At 69.5% G+C, this 17,846-nt stretch carries 10 protein-coding genes; 8 read left to right on the top strand and 2 right to left on the bottom strand.

Annotation, left to right across the window (positions count from 1 at the left end; translation table 11 throughout):
• Window positions 1-1,113 (top strand): IPT/TIG domain-containing protein (locus P3T35_RS38275; protein ID WP_348533459.1); only part of this gene is annotated, 1,113 nt, incomplete at its 5' end.
• A gap of 172 nt (window positions 1,114-1,285) precedes the next feature.
• Here the strand turns inward: P3T35_RS38275 and P3T35_RS38270 are convergent.
• Complete coding sequence (locus tag P3T35_RS38270; protein WP_101385639.1) at window positions 1,286-1,789, bottom strand: IPT/TIG domain-containing protein; 504 nt, start codon at window positions 1,787-1,789, stop codon at window positions 1,286-1,288.
• A gap of 775 nt (window positions 1,790-2,564) precedes the next feature.
• Here P3T35_RS38270 and P3T35_RS38265 point away from each other — a divergent pair.
• From P3T35_RS38265 to P3T35_RS38240, 6 genes are all read left to right on the top strand, one after another.
• Window positions 2,565-2,774 carry a DUF5988 family protein gene (locus P3T35_RS38265; RefSeq protein ID WP_101385651.1) on the top strand — a complete coding sequence of 70 codons (210 nt, stop codon included), beginning with the start codon at window positions 2,565-2,567 and terminating at the stop codon, window positions 2,772-2,774.
• Window positions 2,775-3,096: 322 nt separating this feature from the next.
• Window positions 3,097-4,383 (top strand): beta-ketoacyl synthase N-terminal-like domain-containing protein, encoded by a 1,287-nt coding sequence (locus P3T35_RS38260; RefSeq protein WP_180356932.1) that lies wholly within the window; start codon window positions 3,097-3,099, stop codon window positions 4,381-4,383.
• Between the two features lie 59 nt (window positions 4,384-4,442).
• Complete coding sequence (locus tag P3T35_RS38255; protein ID WP_101385640.1) at window positions 4,443-10,922, top strand: type I polyketide synthase; 6,480 nt, start codon at window positions 4,443-4,445, stop codon at window positions 10,920-10,922.
• Between the two features lie 91 nt (window positions 10,923-11,013).
• Entirely contained in the window at window positions 11,014-11,436 is a 423-nt protein-coding gene (locus P3T35_RS38250) for an ATP-binding protein (protein ID WP_180356930.1), read from the top strand.
• Between the two features lie 374 nt (window positions 11,437-11,810).
• Complete coding sequence (locus tag P3T35_RS38245) at window positions 11,811-13,181, top strand: helix-turn-helix domain-containing protein (protein ID WP_180356931.1); 1,371 nt, start codon at window positions 11,811-11,813, stop codon at window positions 13,179-13,181.
• A 443-nt stretch (window positions 13,182-13,624) separates the two neighbouring features.
• Complete coding sequence (locus P3T35_RS38240; protein WP_101385642.1) at window positions 13,625-14,092, top strand: hypothetical protein; 468 nt, start codon at window positions 13,625-13,627, stop codon at window positions 14,090-14,092.
• Between the two features lie 66 nt (window positions 14,093-14,158).
• Here P3T35_RS38240 and P3T35_RS38235 read toward each other — a convergent pair whose 3' ends face one another.
• A complete protein-coding gene (locus P3T35_RS38235) occupies window positions 14,159-14,503 on the bottom strand; it encodes an NAD-dependent epimerase/dehydratase family protein (RefSeq protein WP_107503394.1) in 345 nt (114 codons plus the stop codon).
• 2,137 nt (window positions 14,504-16,640) lie between these two features.
• Between P3T35_RS38235 and P3T35_RS38230 the strand changes: the two genes are divergently transcribed.
• Complete coding sequence (locus tag P3T35_RS38230; RefSeq protein WP_101385644.1) at window positions 16,641-17,522, top strand: hypothetical protein; 882 nt, start codon at window positions 16,641-16,643, stop codon at window positions 17,520-17,522.
• Window positions 17,523-17,846 lie beyond the last annotated feature (324 nt).

Below are 17,846 nucleotides of genomic sequence, written 5' to 3'. Positions count from 1 at the left end.
ACGGTGGTGTCGTCGACGCAGATCACGGCGACGGTGCCGGCGGGTTCGGGCACGGTGCAGGTGACGGTGACGACGCCGGGTGGGACCAGCAACGGAGTGGCCTTCACCTATGCGGCGGTTCCGGTCCTGACGAGCATCGTTCCCTCCACGGGGCCGACCTCGGGCGGGACGGCGGTCACCCTGGGCGGGTCGGGGCTGAGCGGCACCACCGCGGTCTCCTTCGGAGGCACGCCCGCCGCCTTCACCGTCGTGTCCGACACTTCCGTGGTCGCCACCGCGCCGGCCGGTTCCGGCACGGTGACGGTCACCGTCACCACCCCCGGCGGCACCAGCAACGGCCTCGCCTACACCTACGCCATCCCGCCGGTGGTGGCCTCGGTCGCCCCGGACCAGGGCCCGGCATCCGGGGGCAACACGGTCACGGTGACGGGCAGCGGCTTCAGCGGGGCGACGGCGGTCCTCTTCGGTGCCGTTCCCGCGTCGTCGTTCACCGTGGTGTCGTCGACACAGATCACCGCCACGGCGCCCGCCGGGAGCCCCGGCCCGGCTCAGGTCACCGTCACCACCCCCGGCGGCACCAGCTCCCCGGTGCTCTACTACTACCTGAGCGCCCCTCAGCTGTCAGCGGTCGTGCCCGACGAGGGGCCTGTCGCCGGCGGAACCACTGTCACCATCACGGGAAGCAATCTGCTGGAGGCGACGGCGGTCCTCTTCGGTGCCGTTCCCGCGTCGTCGTTCACGGTGGTGTCGTCGACGCAGATCACGGCGACGGTGCCGGCGGGTTCGGGCACGGTGCAGGTGACGGTGACGACGCCGGGTGGGACCAGCAACGGAGTGGCCTTCACCTATGCGGCGGTTCCGGTCCTGACGAGCATCGTTCCCTCCACGGGGCCGACCTCGGGCGGGACGGCGGTCACCCTGGGCGGGTCGGGGCTGAGCGGCACCACCGCGGTCTCCTTCGGAGGCACGCCCGCCGCCTTCACCGTCGTGTCCGACACTTCCGTGGTCGCCACCGCGCCGGCCGGTTCCGGCACGGTGACGGTCACCGTCACCACCCCCGGCGGCACCAGCAACGGCCTCGCCTACACCTACATCGCCCCGCCGACGATCTAGGCGTGCGCTGCTGGGGGCGGCCTTCACCGCCCCCAGCAGCGCGGAACGAACAGCGGCGACCCCGGGTCGCCGGGGCGGACCGCAAGAAGTGGGCTCCGACAGCTTCCGCTGTCGGAGCCCACTTCCGTCATCCCGCCGGTCCTGCCCGTGGAACCGGCGGGTCGGGCCCCTCCTACAGGTAGGTGTAGGAGGCGCCGTTGCTGGTGCCGGCCCCGGTGGTCACGGTGACCGGGACGGTCCCGGTACCGGGCGGGGAGATGGCCAGGATGGCGCCGTCGCCCAGCGAGGTGACGTTGAGCGCCGAGGTCTTGCCGAACAGGACCGACGTGGCGCCGGTCAGGCCGTGGCCGACGATCAGGACCGGCATGCCGCCCGTGGCCAGGCCGATCGGCGGCACCAGCGCGAGGATGACCGGCGCAGCGGCCTCCTGGTAGGTGTAGGTGGCCGCGTTGCTGGTCCCGGAGGGGGTGACGACCGTGACCAGGGCGCTCCCGGCACTACCGGGCGGGGCGATGGCGGTGATGGCACCGTCGAAGTCGACGGTGAAGCTGGTCGCGGGGCTGGTGCCGAACATGACCTGAGTGGCGCCGGTCAGGCCCATGCCGATCAGGAGCACGGGGTTGCCCCCGGTCGTCGGACCGCTCGTGGGGACGAGAGCGAGGAGAATCGGAGACATTCGCTTCCTCTTTCCTGAACACCGCACAAGCCGTTATTGGCCGAGTCGACGCGGCGTTTTCCTCACAGTAGGTTCAAGAGCTTCGGGGCAGCAATAGGTGATTCGCAAACTGCCGAAGCACTCGCCCTGACCGGGGCGCTCCAATTCCTTACGGCGCCCGGTTGCGCGCAACCGATAGTGAATTTCCAGCCTGCGCCTGGCCGTTATCGGTGAGCATGGCCGGAGATGCGATAGTACTAGTTGACAGCTGTCATTGACGCAGCGTTATCGACCTCGCCAAATATTGATCAAGAAAATCTGGCGACAGTCGGTGAACGGTGATCGGGATGGCCTCGCCGGCAGCCCGCGGCCGAGCTGGAGCAGAAGGTCGAGAGCTGAGCCGGCTTCGGATCCTGTTGGCCCGTAGCCGTCTGGAGGTGATGGGCGAGCTGGGGAAACATGCTAAGAAAAATGGCGCGCATCGCGGCTCTGACCAGCTACTATCGACTCGCCTGGCCGAGATCGGGTGAGCATCACAAATTCCTCTTACTTATTCTGAAGATGGGTTTTCGGCTGCGAGCTATTGTGATTTTTCAATGGCTGTCATGAGCTTTTCGCGAGCCCTTCAAGTGGATCGATGTTCACAGAAGAAGTGTGCGCCCCCGACTCGCTTCATGCGCTGTCAAGCATGGCTGGGGTGGGTTGACCGACCTAGCTTCGGGTATTCAAAGCGTGCGCAAACCGTTCTGATCAAGCGCGTAATTTCCAGGTGTCTCGACTGGACATGGTGAGTGTCATGCCACGCTGCCTGCTCGTCTTTCTCAGGGGCGGTCCGAGTGATCTTTCCGGTGTCCGGGAAGTGGAATTCGAAGGCCCGGAAGATCGGTTGAAAATCCCGCGCTGGAACGGCTATGAGCACTTCGAGTTCACGCACGAGCTAAGGGATTTCGGGGAAGGCCCCGTGCCCGTCTACCAGTGGCTGTACCGAACTGCGGTTGCCGAGTAGCGCCGGTCGGTCCCGCACCACTGCGCGCACCACCGACTACTCCGCAGTCACACCGGCCGAACCCGCAGCCCATGTGCTGCTCGAGCGCAGACCCGACGGCCGGATCCAGGCCGTCACGGCTCGCGCCCTGCTGCGGGCGCCCTACCCCACTGGCGCTACCCCCACGGCGCCGATCCGCACCACCCCCACAGATTCCGAGGTGAGCAGTGATCAGCGACCTTCACACACCGGCACAGACCGGATATTCGCCGCGCCCGCGGGGGCGTGCCTCGTGAGCGGGCCGTTCGGCGGCCGCCCGGGAGGCGACCGGGAGCGGGACACCATGGTCACGGGCCTCGGCTTCTGCCTACCGGGCGTGGAACAGCCGCTGTTCACCGCGGGCGAGGTCTGGGAGCTGGCCTCCAACGGCTGGTCGGCCCTCAAGCACCACGGCGTCTACTACGGCTCCGTCGACCTGTCGGACGAGGCCTTCGCCGAGCGCCTGCCCGAGCTGCCCGGCATCTTCTCCCGGCACTACACCAACGCCCACCGCTTCGGGTTGGTTTCGCTCGTCGAGGCCTGCGCGGACGCTGAACTGAGCATCCGCGACGGGGACCTCACCGACGCCGCGGTCCTGGTCGGACGTGGCGGGATCGACGCCAACATCTCCAGCTACCTCGAAGTCCTGCACGCCGACGCCAGCACCACCACCCCGCACCAGGCGATGGAGCTGTTCGTCCGGGGCCAGCAGGCACTCACCCCCTCCGACGTGGCCCTCGTCCAGGGGGCGCTGATGCGCACCACCGGACCTTGCTTCACCGTCTCCTGCGGCTGCGCCTCCTCGGCCGTCCAGATCGGCAACGCCCGACGCATGATCGCCGACGGGGACGTCGACCTTGCCATCGTCACCGGCGTCGACGTCTTCAGCGTGGACGTCATCCAGAACGTCCAGCGTCTGCTCCACGGCGCCCAGCGCACCTACGACTCCATCCGCGTCGACGGGATGCCCGAACTCCTGCCGGCCTTCGACCGCGTCATGCGGCCCTACGACCGGCGGGCCGACTGCGTGAACCACGGGGAGGGGTCGGTGACCGTGGTCCTGGAGAGCCGCGACCGCGCCCAGCGCCGCGGAGCCCACACCTACGGCCAGGTCCTCTCGCACGGCATGACCCGCGACGGCCTGTCCAACCCACTGGCCAGCGACCAGAGCGGGGCCTCGCTCGTCGCCGCCATCCGCAAGTGCCTCGGCGACCGGTGGGACATCGGCCAGATCCCCTACATCCACGGCGGCAGCGACGGCGACGTCGTCGTGACCGCCTTCGAAGCGAACGCCGTCCAGCAGCTCTACGGCGACGCGGTCGGCGACCTCCTGATGACCTCCCAGGAAGCCTGTTTCGGTCACAACGGCGCCCCAGCCGGCGCCCTGGGCGTCGCCCTGACCCTCCTGATGATCGAGCAGGACGAGGTGTGCCCCACCGCGAACTGCGAGGAGCCGGCCGACAACATCTGCTTCGACCCCGTGCCCGGCACCCACACCCGGCACGTGGAACTCGACTACGCGCTCACCTGCAACTACCAGATCGGCGGCGTCAAGAGCGCCATCCTGCTCGGCAGCTCCGACGCCGACTGACCGCGCCGACCACCCGGCACCCTTAACCCACCCCGCGCCAGCGCGTAGGAGACCTTCTGATGGACCACGCACGCAGCCTGAGAGTCGCTGATCCGCAGATCGCCATCGTCGGCATGGGATGCCGCCTGCCCAGCGACATCGACTCGCCCAGCGCCCTGTGGCGGCTGCTCGAGGCCGGCCGGGACGCGATCAGCGGACCGCCGGTGGGCCGTACACCCGCAGCCCCGGTCCAGGTGGCTACCCGGATGCCGCGTTGGGGAGGCTTCCTGCGCGACGTCGCCGGATTCGACGCCGACTTCTTCGGCGTCTCGGGCAAGGAAGCCGACGTTCTGGACCCCCAGCACCGGCTGCTGCTAGAGGTCACCTGGGAGGCGCTCGAACACGCCGGTCTCCCGCCCGAGAAGCTCGCCGGCACCGCCACCGGACTCTTCTCGGGCCTGAGCTACACCGACTACATGGAGTCCCTCGCCGGCCAGCCCGCCGAACTGGAGGGCGCGATCCTCACGAACGGCCACTGCGTGGCCGCAGGCCGCATCTCCTACCTGCTGGGCCTGCAGGGCCCGTGCGTCGCGCTGGACACCGCTTGCTCCTCCTCGCTCGTCGCCCTACACCTGGCCTGCCAGGCGCTGCGCAACGAGGAGTGCGACCTCGCCCTGGCCGGTGGCGTCACCCTCATGCTCGGAACCAGAACCACGATGTCCTTCGCCCGCATGGGAATGCTTTCGCCCACCGGCCGCTGCCGGACCTTCGACGCGGCCGCAGACGGCTTCGTCCGAGGCGAGGGCTGCGGCGTCGTCGTCCTCAAGCGCCTGGCCGACGCGCTGCGCGACGACGACCGCATCCTCGCACTCGTCCGAGGCTCGGCCGTCAACCAGGACGGCCGCTCCGACGTGCTGGCCTCGCCCTCCGTCGAAGCTCAGAAAGCCCTCTACCACCAGGCCCTCGACCGGGCCGGCACCGATCCCCGCGAGCTGGGCCTGGTGGAGACGCACGGCACCGGCACACCCGTCGGCGATCCCGTCGAGTTCTCCAGCGTCGCCGCGGTCTACGGCCTGGGCCAAGGGCGCTGCGCACTGGGCTCGGTGAAGACGAACGTCGGACACCTGGAGCCCGCCGCCGGAGTCATCGGCCTCATCAAGACCGTGCTCTGCCTCCAGCGCGGGCTCATCCCGCCCAACCTGCACTTCACCCGGTGGAACCCCACCATCACCGCCGAAGGCACCCGCCTGTTCGTCCCCACCGAACTCAACCCCTGGCCCACCCAGACCGGATCACGCCTGGCAGCCGTCTCCTCGTTCGGCTTCTCCGGGACCAACGCGCACGTCGTCCTCGAACAGGCACCAACCCGCACCTGCGCCGCCGCCCTCCCCGGCCCCCGCAAGCTGCCGAACACGGTCGCCATCGATGCCGTGCCACCCCAGCCACCCGCGGCCCCCACCGCGGACCGGCCGGTCCAGCGCATCGCACCGCCGGAAGTGCTTCTCCTCGCCGCAGGCTCCGCGGACGCCCTGCCCGCAGCCGCGGCACGTCTGGCCGACTGGCTGGAGAACGAGAACACCGGCGCACTCCTGCACGACATCGCCCACACCCTCGCCATGCGCCGCTCCCCGGGCCGTGGCCGGCTCGGCGTGGTGGCCGGCTCCCGCCGCGAGCTGACCCATGCCCTGCGTTTCTTCGAGGCGGGCCGCGCCCACCCGGGCGTCGTGCGTGGCCACGTGGGCGCGGGCGTCAGCCGCCGCCCCGTGTGGGTGTTCTCCGGCCAAGGATCGCAGTGGCAGGGCATGGGACATGACCTGCTCCACCACGAGCGGGCCTTCGCCGACGCCCTGGCCGAGGCCGACGCACTGATCGAGACGGAGGCCGGATTCTCCGTCCTCCAGGCCGTCCGCGACCGCCGGCACATCAGCGGCTGCGGCCAGGTACAGCCCGCGCTGTTCGCCATGCAGGTCGCCCTGGCGGCGGCCTGGCGCGACCACGGAGTCGAACCGGCCGCCGTCATCGGCCACTCCATGGGCGAGGTCGCAGCCGCGGTCATAGCCGGCGCCCTCAGCCTGGCCGACGGCGTGCGCGTCATCTGCCGGCGGTCCGCCCTCCTCACCCGCATCGCCGGCACCGGCGCCATGGCCAGCATCGGCCTCGACAGCGCGACCATCGAGGCCGAACTCGCCGCCATCAGAGCCGACGGCGTGTCCGTGGCGGTCATCGCCGCGCCCGACTCGACCGTCGTCGCCGGCACGGCGGGCGAGGTACGCCGGCTGACCACCACCTGGCAGGCCCGCGGAATCACGGCCCGCATGATCGATGTCGACGTCGCCTCGCACTGCCCCCAGGTCGACCCGCTCCTCGCCGACCTCACCACCGCCCTCGCCGAGCTGACCCCCCACCAGCCCGCCATCCCGTTCTACTCCACCGTCCTCGACAACCCCCGTGACACCCCGCTGTTCGACGCCGCCTACTGGTGCGCCAACCTCCGCCGCCCCGTCCGTTTCTCCTCCGCCGTCGCCGCCGCGGCTGCCGACCGCCACCAGGTGTACGTCGAGATCTCCCCTCAACCCGTCGTCACCCACCCCATCGCCCAGAACCTCACCGGCCTGCTCCACGACCCCGTCATCCTGCCGACCCTGCGCAAGAAGGAAGACGAGCCCACCACCTTCCGCACCCAGCTCGCCGCCCTGCACTGCGCGGGAGTCGCCATCGACTGGTCCCGCCTCTACGCCAATGGCCGGCTGACCGACGTTCCCCCGCTCACCTTCGACCGCCGGCCTCACTGGACCGACACCGCCCCGCCCCAGGCCGCTCCGCGCTGCCCGGAGGACGCGGCCGCCACCCTGCCGGGAACGCGCACGGACGTGCCCGGCACCCCACCGCGCCACACCTGGCACGCCGACGCCGGCACCGAGAGCCTGCCCTGGATGGCCGACCACCGGGTCCACGGCCAGCCGGTCATGCCCGGCGCCGGTTACTGCGCCCTGGCCCTCACCGTCGCCGACGACACCCTCCACCACCCCGCGGTCGAAGTCACCGACATCCACTTCCGCGAACTGCTGCACCTGGACGCCCGCACCCCCATCAGCACGACCGTCACCCATCACAGCGCTGACCGGGCCGACTGCGAGATCTTCAGTCTGAACAAGGACGGAACCTGGGTACGCCAGGCCACCGCCGTCCTGCGCGGCACCGACGCCGCCTTCCAACCACTGCAACGGCCCATCGCCGAGCTCGCCGCCGACCACCCCGTCGCCCTGGACCCGCACGCCCTCTACACCGGCCTGCGCGCCCGTGGCCTCGAACACGGCCCAGCCTTCAACGGCATCACCGACCTGCACACCTCCACCCGAGGCGACAGCTTCTGGGCCCGCGTGACCCTCCCGGCCCCCGCCCGCACCGCCCACCACGGCCTGCGGATCCACCCGGTTCTCCTGGACCTGTGCGCCCAACTCGTCGTCACCAGCCTGATCGACGAACAGGATCACGGCCTCGTGCTGCCCATCCACGCAGACGCCCTGCGGCTCCTCGGCGACCCGGAAACGGCCCACTACGCCCATGCACAGATCACCCGCATCGCCGGTGACAGCATCACCGGAGACGTCCAACTGCTGGACGAGGCCGGCCACCTGCTCGTCGAGATCGACGCACTGAGCTTCCTGCACAACGGCGCACTCGCCGACAAGGCCCCTGATCGCTGGTTCCTCGAGACCCGCTGGCGCCCGGCCCCACGCTCCGAAGGCACCACGCCGGCCGGTACAGGCCACTGGCTCCTCATAGGCGAAGCGGACGGATCGGCTCGAACCCTGGCCGCCGCTCTTCGTCAAGCCGGCGCCTCCAGCGACATCCTCGACCTCCCCGTCGACGCCGCGACCCTCCCAGACCTCCAGCAGGCCATCGCCGCCCACCTGGACGCCTCGGCCGCATCGGCAGTGGTCCTCCTGTGCGCGCCACCCGCACCCGACGACGACATCGACGCGACAGCCCTGCGTCGCACGCGCCGCCTGCTCGCCACCGCCCAGAGCGCGATCGCACACCCCACCTCCCCCCGCTTGTACACCGTCACCTGCAGCGCCCACGGCCCGGAACCCGGGCAACCCGCCGACCCCGCCCAAAGCGCCCTGCGCGGCCTTGTACGCGTCCTGACCCACGAGCACCCGGAGCTGCGAGCGACCCTCATCGACACCGACTCCACCGACGCCGACCTCCATCACCTAGCAGCCGAACTCCTCTGCGACCCAGCCGAGGACGAGATCGCCCTGCGCCGCGCCACCCGCTACGCCGCCCACCTCACCTACATGCCGCTGACCGACGCCGAACGCACCACCGCCACCACCCGCCCCGTCCACTACGGCACCGACCGCATCCAGCTGCACGCCGCACGATTCGGCGACCTCGACGGCCTGCGCCTGACCACCACCCCACGACGCGGCCCCGGGCCCGGAGAGGTCGAAGTACGCCTGCACGCCGTCGGGGTGAACTTCCGCGACGTCCTCACCACCATGGGCATGCTCGCGACCGACGACGAGGCCGGCTACCGGATCGGCTTCGAGGCCACCGGCGTGGTCACCTCCGTCGGACCCGACGTCAAACACCTCTGCCCCGGCGACAGCGTCCTCGTCGTCGACCTGCGCGGCGGCCTGTTCACCACCTTCACCACCGTGCCCGCCGCCGCAGTCGCCCCCCTCCCGACCGGAATCCCCACCGAAGCCGCAGCCGCGATCCCCATCGCCTACCTCACCGCCTGGTACGCCCTGCGCCACGTCGCCCGGCTCACTGCCGGCGAGCGCGTCCTCATCCACAGCGCCAGTGGCGGAACCGGCTTGGCCGCCGTCGCCGTCGCCCAGCGCCTGGGCGCCGAGGTGTACGCCACCGCCGGCAGCGAGGAGAAGCGCCGCTACCTCCGCGCGATGGGCATCCGGCACGTCATGGACTCCCGCTCGCTGGACTTCGCCGAGCAGACCCGTACCGCCACCGACGGCCAGGGGGTGGACGTGGTCCTCAATTCCCTCGCCGGACCAGCCATCAGAGCCGGACTCGAGACCCTGCGCCCCTTCGGCCGGTTCGTCGAGCTCGGTGTGCGCGACATCCTGGCCGACACCCCACTCGGCCTGGCACCCCTGCGTCACAACATCACCATGGCAGCGGTCGACCTCATCGAGCTTCAGCAGAACCGCGCCGACGCCTTCGCCGAGCTGATGCGCGAGGTCCTCACCGAGTTCCAGTGCGGCACCCTCGCCGAACTGCCCTACCGCACATACCCGTTCGAGCAGGCCGCCGACGCCTTCCGCCTCATGGCCGGCGCCGGCCACATCGGCAAACTCGTCCTCACCATCCCCAGCGACGGCTACACCACGGCCCGCCCGGATGAGAAGCCCTCGCCGGTCCGGCCGAACAGCGCCTACCTCATCACCGGCGGCCTGCGGGGGGTCGGCCTCGCCACCGCCCGCTGGCTCGCCGCCCAAGGCGCCGCCCATCTCGTCCTCAACGGGCGGACCCCGCCCTCCGAAGACACCGAGCGCACCCTCGCCGCACTGCGCGACGCAGGAACCCGCGTGAGCGTCGTCCTCGGCGACATCGCCGAGCCCGGCATCGCCGAGCTGCTGGTGGCCGAAGCCACCGCTGACGGCGGAACGCTGCGCGGCGTCATCCACGCCGCGATGGTCCTCGACGACGCCGCGGTCACCAACGTCACCGACGACCAGCTCGAACGGATCTGGCACCCCAAGGCCACCGGTGCCTGGCGCCTCCACCAGGCCACCGCCCAACTTTCCCTTGACTGGTTCGTCCTGTACTCATCCATGGCATCCCTGTTCGGCAACCCCGGTCAGGGCGCCTACTCGGCGGCCAACGCCTGGCTCGACGCGTTCGCCACCTGGCGCACGGGCACGGGCCAGCCCACACTGGCCGTGAACTGGGGGCCCTGGGGCGAGACCGGAGTCGCCACCGACTTCGCGGCCCGCGGCTACCAGACCATCCCCACCGCGGAAGGACTCGAGGCCCTCGCCGCGCTCCTGACCCACCACCGCGTGCGCACCGGTGTCATCCCCGGACCGCCGGACACCTGGATTCCTCCGGCCGGCCGGGCGTCCTCCCTCTTCGCCCTCCTCACGCCTGACGCCCCCGCACCAACTGCCGGCCGGGACACGGGGCACGACATCCGACGCGAGCTGCAAGCCGCAGAACCCGGCCTCGCCCGCCGCACGATCCTCGAGGACTACCTGGCCGACCACATCCGTACCGTGCTCCGGCTGGGAACCAGCACCCTGGACCCGCAGACCCCCCTGAGCGCCCTCGGATTCGACTCCCTGCTCCGCATCGAGCTGCGCACCCGCCTGGAGTCCTCGCTCGGCATCCGCCTCACCAGCGACTTCGTGTCCTGCCATCCCACACTGGCCGCCCTCGCCGATGGTCTCGCCCAACACACAGGCCTGAGCCTGACCACCGATGAAGCACCCGCCCCCGGCGGCAGCGAAGCGACCGCCACCGTCGTCGGCCCCCGCACAGCGCAGCGGACCCCCGCTGACACCAGACCGTCGGGGGAAGAAGCATGAGCCTCTGTCAGCACCTCAGAGCGACCCGGTGTTGCCGCAACACCAAGAACGGGATATCGGCTTGGCCGACCGAGTGGACCAAGGAGCGGCTGTGACCTCCATAGAGTTGCCGGGTGTGGACGCCTACGACTGGCGAGGCCGACGCATCATGGTGTTCGTACTGCCGGAGCCCCAGAGCGTCGGGTCCGTTCGCCACACGGTCAAAGCGGTTCTCGGGTTCTGGAAGCTCACCCGACTCAGCGAAATCGCCGAACTCCTGACCAGCGAGCTGGTGACCAACGCGATCCAGCACGCCGGCGACGAGCAGTGGATCAAGGTCACGGTCTGGCACGATCAGCGGTCGCTCTCGATCGGCGTGCGGGACCGATCAACGATCGTCCCGCGGCCACGCCGGGCCACCAGCGACCGGGAGAACGGCCGCGGACTGCTCCTGGTCGAGCACCTGTCAGATTCATGGGCCTGCCGCATCCACCCCGACGGTACCAAGACGGTCTCCTGCCGACTGAATCTGTGAGACCGCCCACGACCAGGCAGGCGGCCGCGACGGAACGCGGCCGGCGACGCCGGCCTTCGGGCGCCACACCCGGGCAGTGCGACCGGCCGGTCGGCGCGGGCCGCCCTGCCCACCCTCCCGAAGTGCACGTCGTCCAATATGGCATTCTCACCACGCTCGGCAAAATTCCCCGGGGCCAATGATCCGGCGAATTTTCGGCGACTCTCCATTGAAGAACCGAGGGTTCGCGGCGCTCTGCAAAATTACTCACAAAGTCTTCGTGGAGAAACATTTCTGCTCGCCGGGCGGGCCCGATGCGTGCTATATTCTTCGACCATGCCTGACGGCCATCACTAATCCGGGCCTTGTGAAGGTGACACCTGCTTAGGGGTTGAATGCTTAGCGCAGAGGAATACAGCGAGGTTTGCGTCCTGTGGCGCCAGGGGTGGTCGATTTCGGCGATCGCCAGACACCTGGACCGCGATCGAAAGACGATCAGGGCCTACCTCAGCGGGGACCGGACCGTAGGGGTGCGAGTCGTGTCCCATGACGACTTCCTGCGATTCGTCCCCTACTGTCAGCAGCGCCTCGATGACGATCCGCACCTTCAGGCGAGCACCCTCCACGCCGAGGTCCTCGAACTGGGATACCAGCGCGCCTACTCGACCTTCACCCGCGCGCTGCGACGACATGTGATCCGCCCGCACTGCGCAGTGTGCTCCCGCGACAGCGCGCGCAACATCCACGGCCCACTCGAAGAAGTGCATTTCGACTGGGTCCAGCTCCCCAATCCGCCGGCCGACTGGGATTGCGGGCGCAAGGCGGACCTGCTCATGGGCGCGCTCACGCGCTCCGGTCACTGGCGAGCGGCCATTGTCGCCATCAAGGATCTCCCGCACACCGTCCAGGCGGTCGACCAAGTGCTGCGCCGGCTGGGTGGTACCGGTCAGCGCTGGTTGTTCGAGCGGACCCCGCCCGTCTGCTCTTCAACCGGGAAGCTGACCACCGGTTTCCAGCAGGTCGCCACGTACTACGGCGCCACACTGGCGATCCGCCCGAAGGCCCACCCGCCCAGCCCCGTCGTCCGCGCCCACCGCTCTGTGCTCCACCACTGGTGGGCCACCGCGGCCGGCGATCTCGGCATGCTGGCAGCCCAAAGCAGTCTGGACCGCCTGGCCGAGCGATCGGACGGTCGGCGCCAACGGACGGGCTGCGAGGTCCCTACCCTCCTGCCCCTTCCCTCCAAGCCCTTCCCGGCCCGCACCTGCACCCAGCGAAGGGTCGATCCCGACGGGCTCATCCAACTCGAAGGCAACTTCTACGCACTTCCCGCAGAACTCGCGGGTGCCGCGGTGAAGATCCGCAGACGGCTGGACGAACCTCATCTGTCGGTCACCACTACCCGCGGGGCCGTGATCGCCTGCTTCGACAGGGCGCCCGAGGGAGCAGGGCACACGGTCACCGCCAGCGGTCACAGGATCACCATTGAGCGGCCCGCCCGTGCCACCGACACCGGGCCGCACGCCTGCCCAGTCGGCAAGGTCCGCCGCCCGCCATCCCAGGCGGCCTTGACGAAGGCTCAGGCCTTGGCCCGGCTCGGCGGCGAACGCCCCTTGGAGCACCCACTGCACGCTGGGGGAAATCAGCCGCCCCGGGGCGGAGCGGGTCCCACCATCGCGCACCCGTCCCAGCCGGAGCGGCCCGCCGACGGCTGTCGCGCACGCCACTGCCACCTCGCGGCCCGGACGTGCCACGACCGTGGGTGATAGCGGGGTGTTCGGCCGGCCGGAGCGCACGCGCCCCCGAGTCCCAAAACCTCGGCCCCAAGGAACCGGAAAGTCGGGAACCCCATGCAAAGCATCGCTGTGTGCGGCGAAAAAACCGCCCTTGTTAGGTGCTGAAATAAAGCGCGAGTGCTGGTTACAGCGGAGCGTAATATTGCGACGACCTGCTCACTCCTACGAGTGAGGCCAGGTGCGATATGCCGGAGAACAAGCAATACTGGGCCCTTCTCGCTTCGCCCCCCTGTCGCCTGTAAAGGCGACAGGGGGGCGACCATGCCGGTTGAAAGGAGCCGGATACCGTCATGCGCCCAGGTGTCATCGAGCAGACTGCCGCTACCATGCCCCGAAGCCTCTGGTTGAGTAGCGCACTCGGCCGCTACCGAAGAGATTATCCCGTTATCAGATGGGCCTCGGAGCCACATCGCTTGCTCAAGCTGCCGACAGGCGTTCGGTGGGACGTCGTCGCTCTTCCCTGCGCCACCGGCATCCCGCTGCTCAAGTGTCTCGCCGGCGGTCCCAACCAGGACGAGCTCGGACCGGTCCTGGTGGACCTGCGGACGGAACTCACCTACTGGCTGATGCCTTCCGGCGCGCCGGCGAAAATCTCAGCCCGCCAAAACCTGCTGAGTCTCCCGGCGGGATGGCTGCTATCGGTTTCCGACCCCGACCATGCCTGCACAGTCGACTGCGGTGCTCGCCAGCTGGTGATCTGGGCGCACTGGCCCTCGGTCAACGGGATCCTCACCCCGCCCGAGCTGCTGGCCTCGAGGATTCCCACCAAGTATGAAGGGGCCGCCCGTTGCCTCGCGATGACGCGCGCCGTCCCGTCCTACCCGAGCCGGCTACTGCGTTCTGCCAGGGTCCCCCGGCAACGGCGCGACCACCCGGAATGAGCCCGCCGTTGGTGGCGTTGGCGCCACGATCGAGGCCGCCGGGTCGTCGGCCCACTCACCGGCGCATCACGGAAGGTCACCGACTTCACAGAAGAGGACCGGCATGGAGACGAATTTCCGCCGTCCGCCGTGCAGTACGTAGCCGAGGAACCGTACTCCGCTGCGAGCATTTGTATCCGAACAGGTGGTCTCCGGATTCGTGCAGTCGAAGATCGCCACAATATCAGGGTGCTCGGCGAAGATGACGTCGATAAGATGCTTGTCGCAAGCCTCTCCGGTATAGCGTATGTACTCCACGGACGTTGTCGAAGTGGATGTATCGAGAATGATCGGATCGATACCGCGAGCGGCGCACGCCCTGGCGATGACGCTGCTCACGAATCCGGATCCACCAGCGATGAGGACTTTCATTCGAAAACCTCTGGTAGGCGCTCTTGAATGAATCGCGCCTGGCGGAAGCCAATGACGGGCGACCGTGCAGTCGGACGAGCCACTATACCGGGTTCCGCAAGACCAGAGTTTTCCCTACTGATCACCAAACGCGTTGAGCTGACATTCATTTGAGAAAAGCTCGGCCGGATTGCTCGCACAAAGTGTTCGAGAACAGTCCGGCCGGGCCCCGCGCCCGCCACGCCCACCGGGGCTGCTCGTTGCCGTCCTTCGCCTGCAGCGTGGGGCCAGACCTGGGACGCAGGCAAGGACTTCTTGGTCGATTCGGCGCTCATCGCGCCCCTCCCTTCGTCGGCGGTTGTGACTCCAGCGTCACGTCACCGGGTGGTGACCCGCCTGGATATTTCGGACATCTCCGCGTGCCAGACGCTCGGCGCGCAACCGGCCAGAGCCGTGAATTCGCGGTCGAGATGGGACTGGTCGGCGTAGCGCGGTGGGCCCCTGCCACGGCTGGCGCCCGTTACCGGTTCGCAGCGCGGGCAGTGCACTCTGCATGACGCTCTCCCCGCTACTGCCGCCACCTCCCAGCTCGACCAGGCCCAGCGACGCGAAGGCCAGGAACCAGTCGGCGACCTGACCGAGGCCGAGAAGGACGCCTTCGCCCAAGCCGCTCACCGGGCGGCTCGCGTCCGACTGGATCCGCACCCTCGCCGGCCGGCAGTCCCCGCTGGAGCGTTTCCGGCTCGAGCGCGCTCGGCCGTTCGGGTGAGAAGCGGGCGTTCTGGTAGCCACGTTCTGTGCCCGAATGAGTTACTCGTAGCGATTACACCCGGTGGGCCGCCCATCCCTTTGCCGGGGGCATCGGACCGCTGGGAGACATGTGCTTCCGGTCCGGCTGCTGTTGGGCGCCCCCGGCGAAGAGAATCAACGTCATGTCGGCTGTCGTGAATGCGATGGTCTTCGGTCGTCGACGGTCCCGGGTCTGACCGGAGGGGACTCATGACGACAGCGACTGACCGCGCTCGCCCGACACCAGGGCTAGTGGCCAAGGGCTCTACCGTGCCGGTGGGGGCAGGGCCCATCGGCATCTCGATCACACCGGGTGGATGCCGCGCGTTCGTCGCGTACAACGGTGACGGCACGGTGTGTGTGATCGACACCGTGGGCAGCGCCGGTCCGGTCGGCATCGCCCCGAGCAGGGGCGCGGTCACTCCCAACAGGCTGTCGTCCTACATGACCGACAACGGCGCGAACGCGGTGAGCGTCCTGACGAGCCTGCGGTCCGTCAGTCCGAACCAGCGGCCCACCAGGGGCGACACCCTCGTCGCCATCGCCGGGATCAACCCGGCGGGCGCCACCGCCGCGCGCTTTGGCTCCCCGGCCGCCATTATCGGCAGCACCCGCAATCAGGTCACCGGCATCGGTCCAGCGGGCGCGGGGACCGTCGACGGCACGGTCACCACCAGTGCCGCAACCGGCACCCCGGAACCGTTCCGCTACGTCAGGCCACCCCCGGTGCCAGGTGTCGGCCTGCGGCCCGGGCCCACCACGGGCGGCAGCACTGCCACGGCCGCCGGTTTCGCAATGACCGCAGGCCCAGCGGCTCTTACCGTCCCGCCCCAAGCGGCGGTGGGACCCGTACTTGCGGCCGTGATCACAGCCGGGGGCCCTGCCACCGTTCTCGACTACACCCACCCGGACACCTCGACGGTGACGGCGCCCAGCCCCGTCTCGGGGCCGGTGGGCGGCGCGCCGCCCACCACGATCACGGGTACGGGTCCGGCCACTTCTCCCATCTCGCTCCGGGCGGGGCCGCCGCGCGGTTCACCGTCATCTCGGGCACCACTCCTGCCTTCACCGCGGCCTGCCCTGACTCCAGGCCCTGTGGACCCGGCGGTCACCACCGACATCGGCACCATCACCCTCCCCCGCGCCTACCCCTGCCTGGCCGTACCCGCCGCGTAGACGGCAGCCCCGCGCGGGCGCCCATCGACATGCTCACCACTCGGCAATCACCGGCCGGACGCCCGAGCAGGTGCGACAAGACCACACCCGAGGACTCAGGCCGCGACGGGCCTGAGCCAAGCACACCCCAAACCCGTTCCCGGACACGCCGCACGCGGGTCCCGCGAACGATCCTCAACACCAAGGAGCAGCAATGAACCACGGCAAGCTGGCGATCCGCACGTTGAGCGCCCTCGGAGCGGCCGCCCTCATCGTCACCGGCGTGGCCGCCACCCCGGCAGCCGCGCACACGTTCGTCCCGTGCAGTTCCAGCGCGCTGGCGACTGCGATCACCAACGCGAACACCTCCGGCGGCACGCTCGCCCTGACCCCGGGCTGTATCTACACCCTGACGACCGCGTTGCCGTCCATCCAGAACGCGATCACCATCGAGGGCGACGGCGCCACCATCACCCGCGACGTGTCGGCCCCCGCCTTCCGCATCCTCACGGTCGCCGCGACTGGAAGCCTGGACCTCCGCGACGCCATCATCACCAACGGTGACGCGGCCGGAGACTTCGGAGGCGGCATCCGCAACGACGGCGTCCTCAAAGTCAGGCAGAGCATCATCCGCGACAACAACGCCGACTTCTCGGGTGGAATCGGCGGCAACACCGGGTCCACCACGCACGTCTACCGGAGCCTCATCAGCGGCAACACCGCGCTCCACGACGGTGGCGGCCTGGCCAACGACGGCGACATGACCATCGCCGAGACCACCGTCGTCAACAACACGGCGCTCGAGATGGGTGGCGGAGTGGCCAACGACGCGACGCTGAACGTCCTGCGAAGCACCGTCATCGACAACGCGGCATCCGGACCCACGGGTGCGGGCGGCGGAGTCGCCAACTTCGGCGGTGCCGGCGCCACCACCACGCTCACCCGAAGCAAGGTCGTCAGCAACACCGCGACCAACGCCCCCGGTGGTGTCTTCAACGACAGCGGCAGCGTCACGCTCGACTTCACCGCCGTGCTCGCCAACAACCCCACCAACTGCTTCGGCAGCCCCACCACGGTTCCCGGCTGCGTGGGCTGACCTGAGCCTCCACCGCGGCGGGCTTCCACACCGCGACGGCGGCCAGGTCCTGGCCGCCGTCGATGGTGGCCGATGTGGGCGTTGGCGGTCCCTCAGCGCGGCCTGCGGGCCGGGAAAACCCCATCGCCCGTTTCGGGGCCGCGTTCGGCCGTCTGGACAGCCCGGCCCTTGACGCCGAAGACCGCCGCTACGCCGCCGACCTGATCGAAAACCGCCGCCGCATCCGGATCTTCCGCGAGTGCGACGACTGGGCCCGGCGGCCGAGTTGGAGAACGACCGGGAGATTCCGGGACCGTTCCCGGAGCGGGGAGAAGTGCGCGATGG

The organism is Kitasatospora sp. GP30 (genome assembly GCF_029892145.1).
GTDB lineage: Bacteria > Actinomycetota > Actinomycetes > Streptomycetales > Streptomycetaceae > Kitasatospora > Kitasatospora acidiphila.
This window is presented reverse-complemented; position numbering and strand designations above follow the sequence as displayed.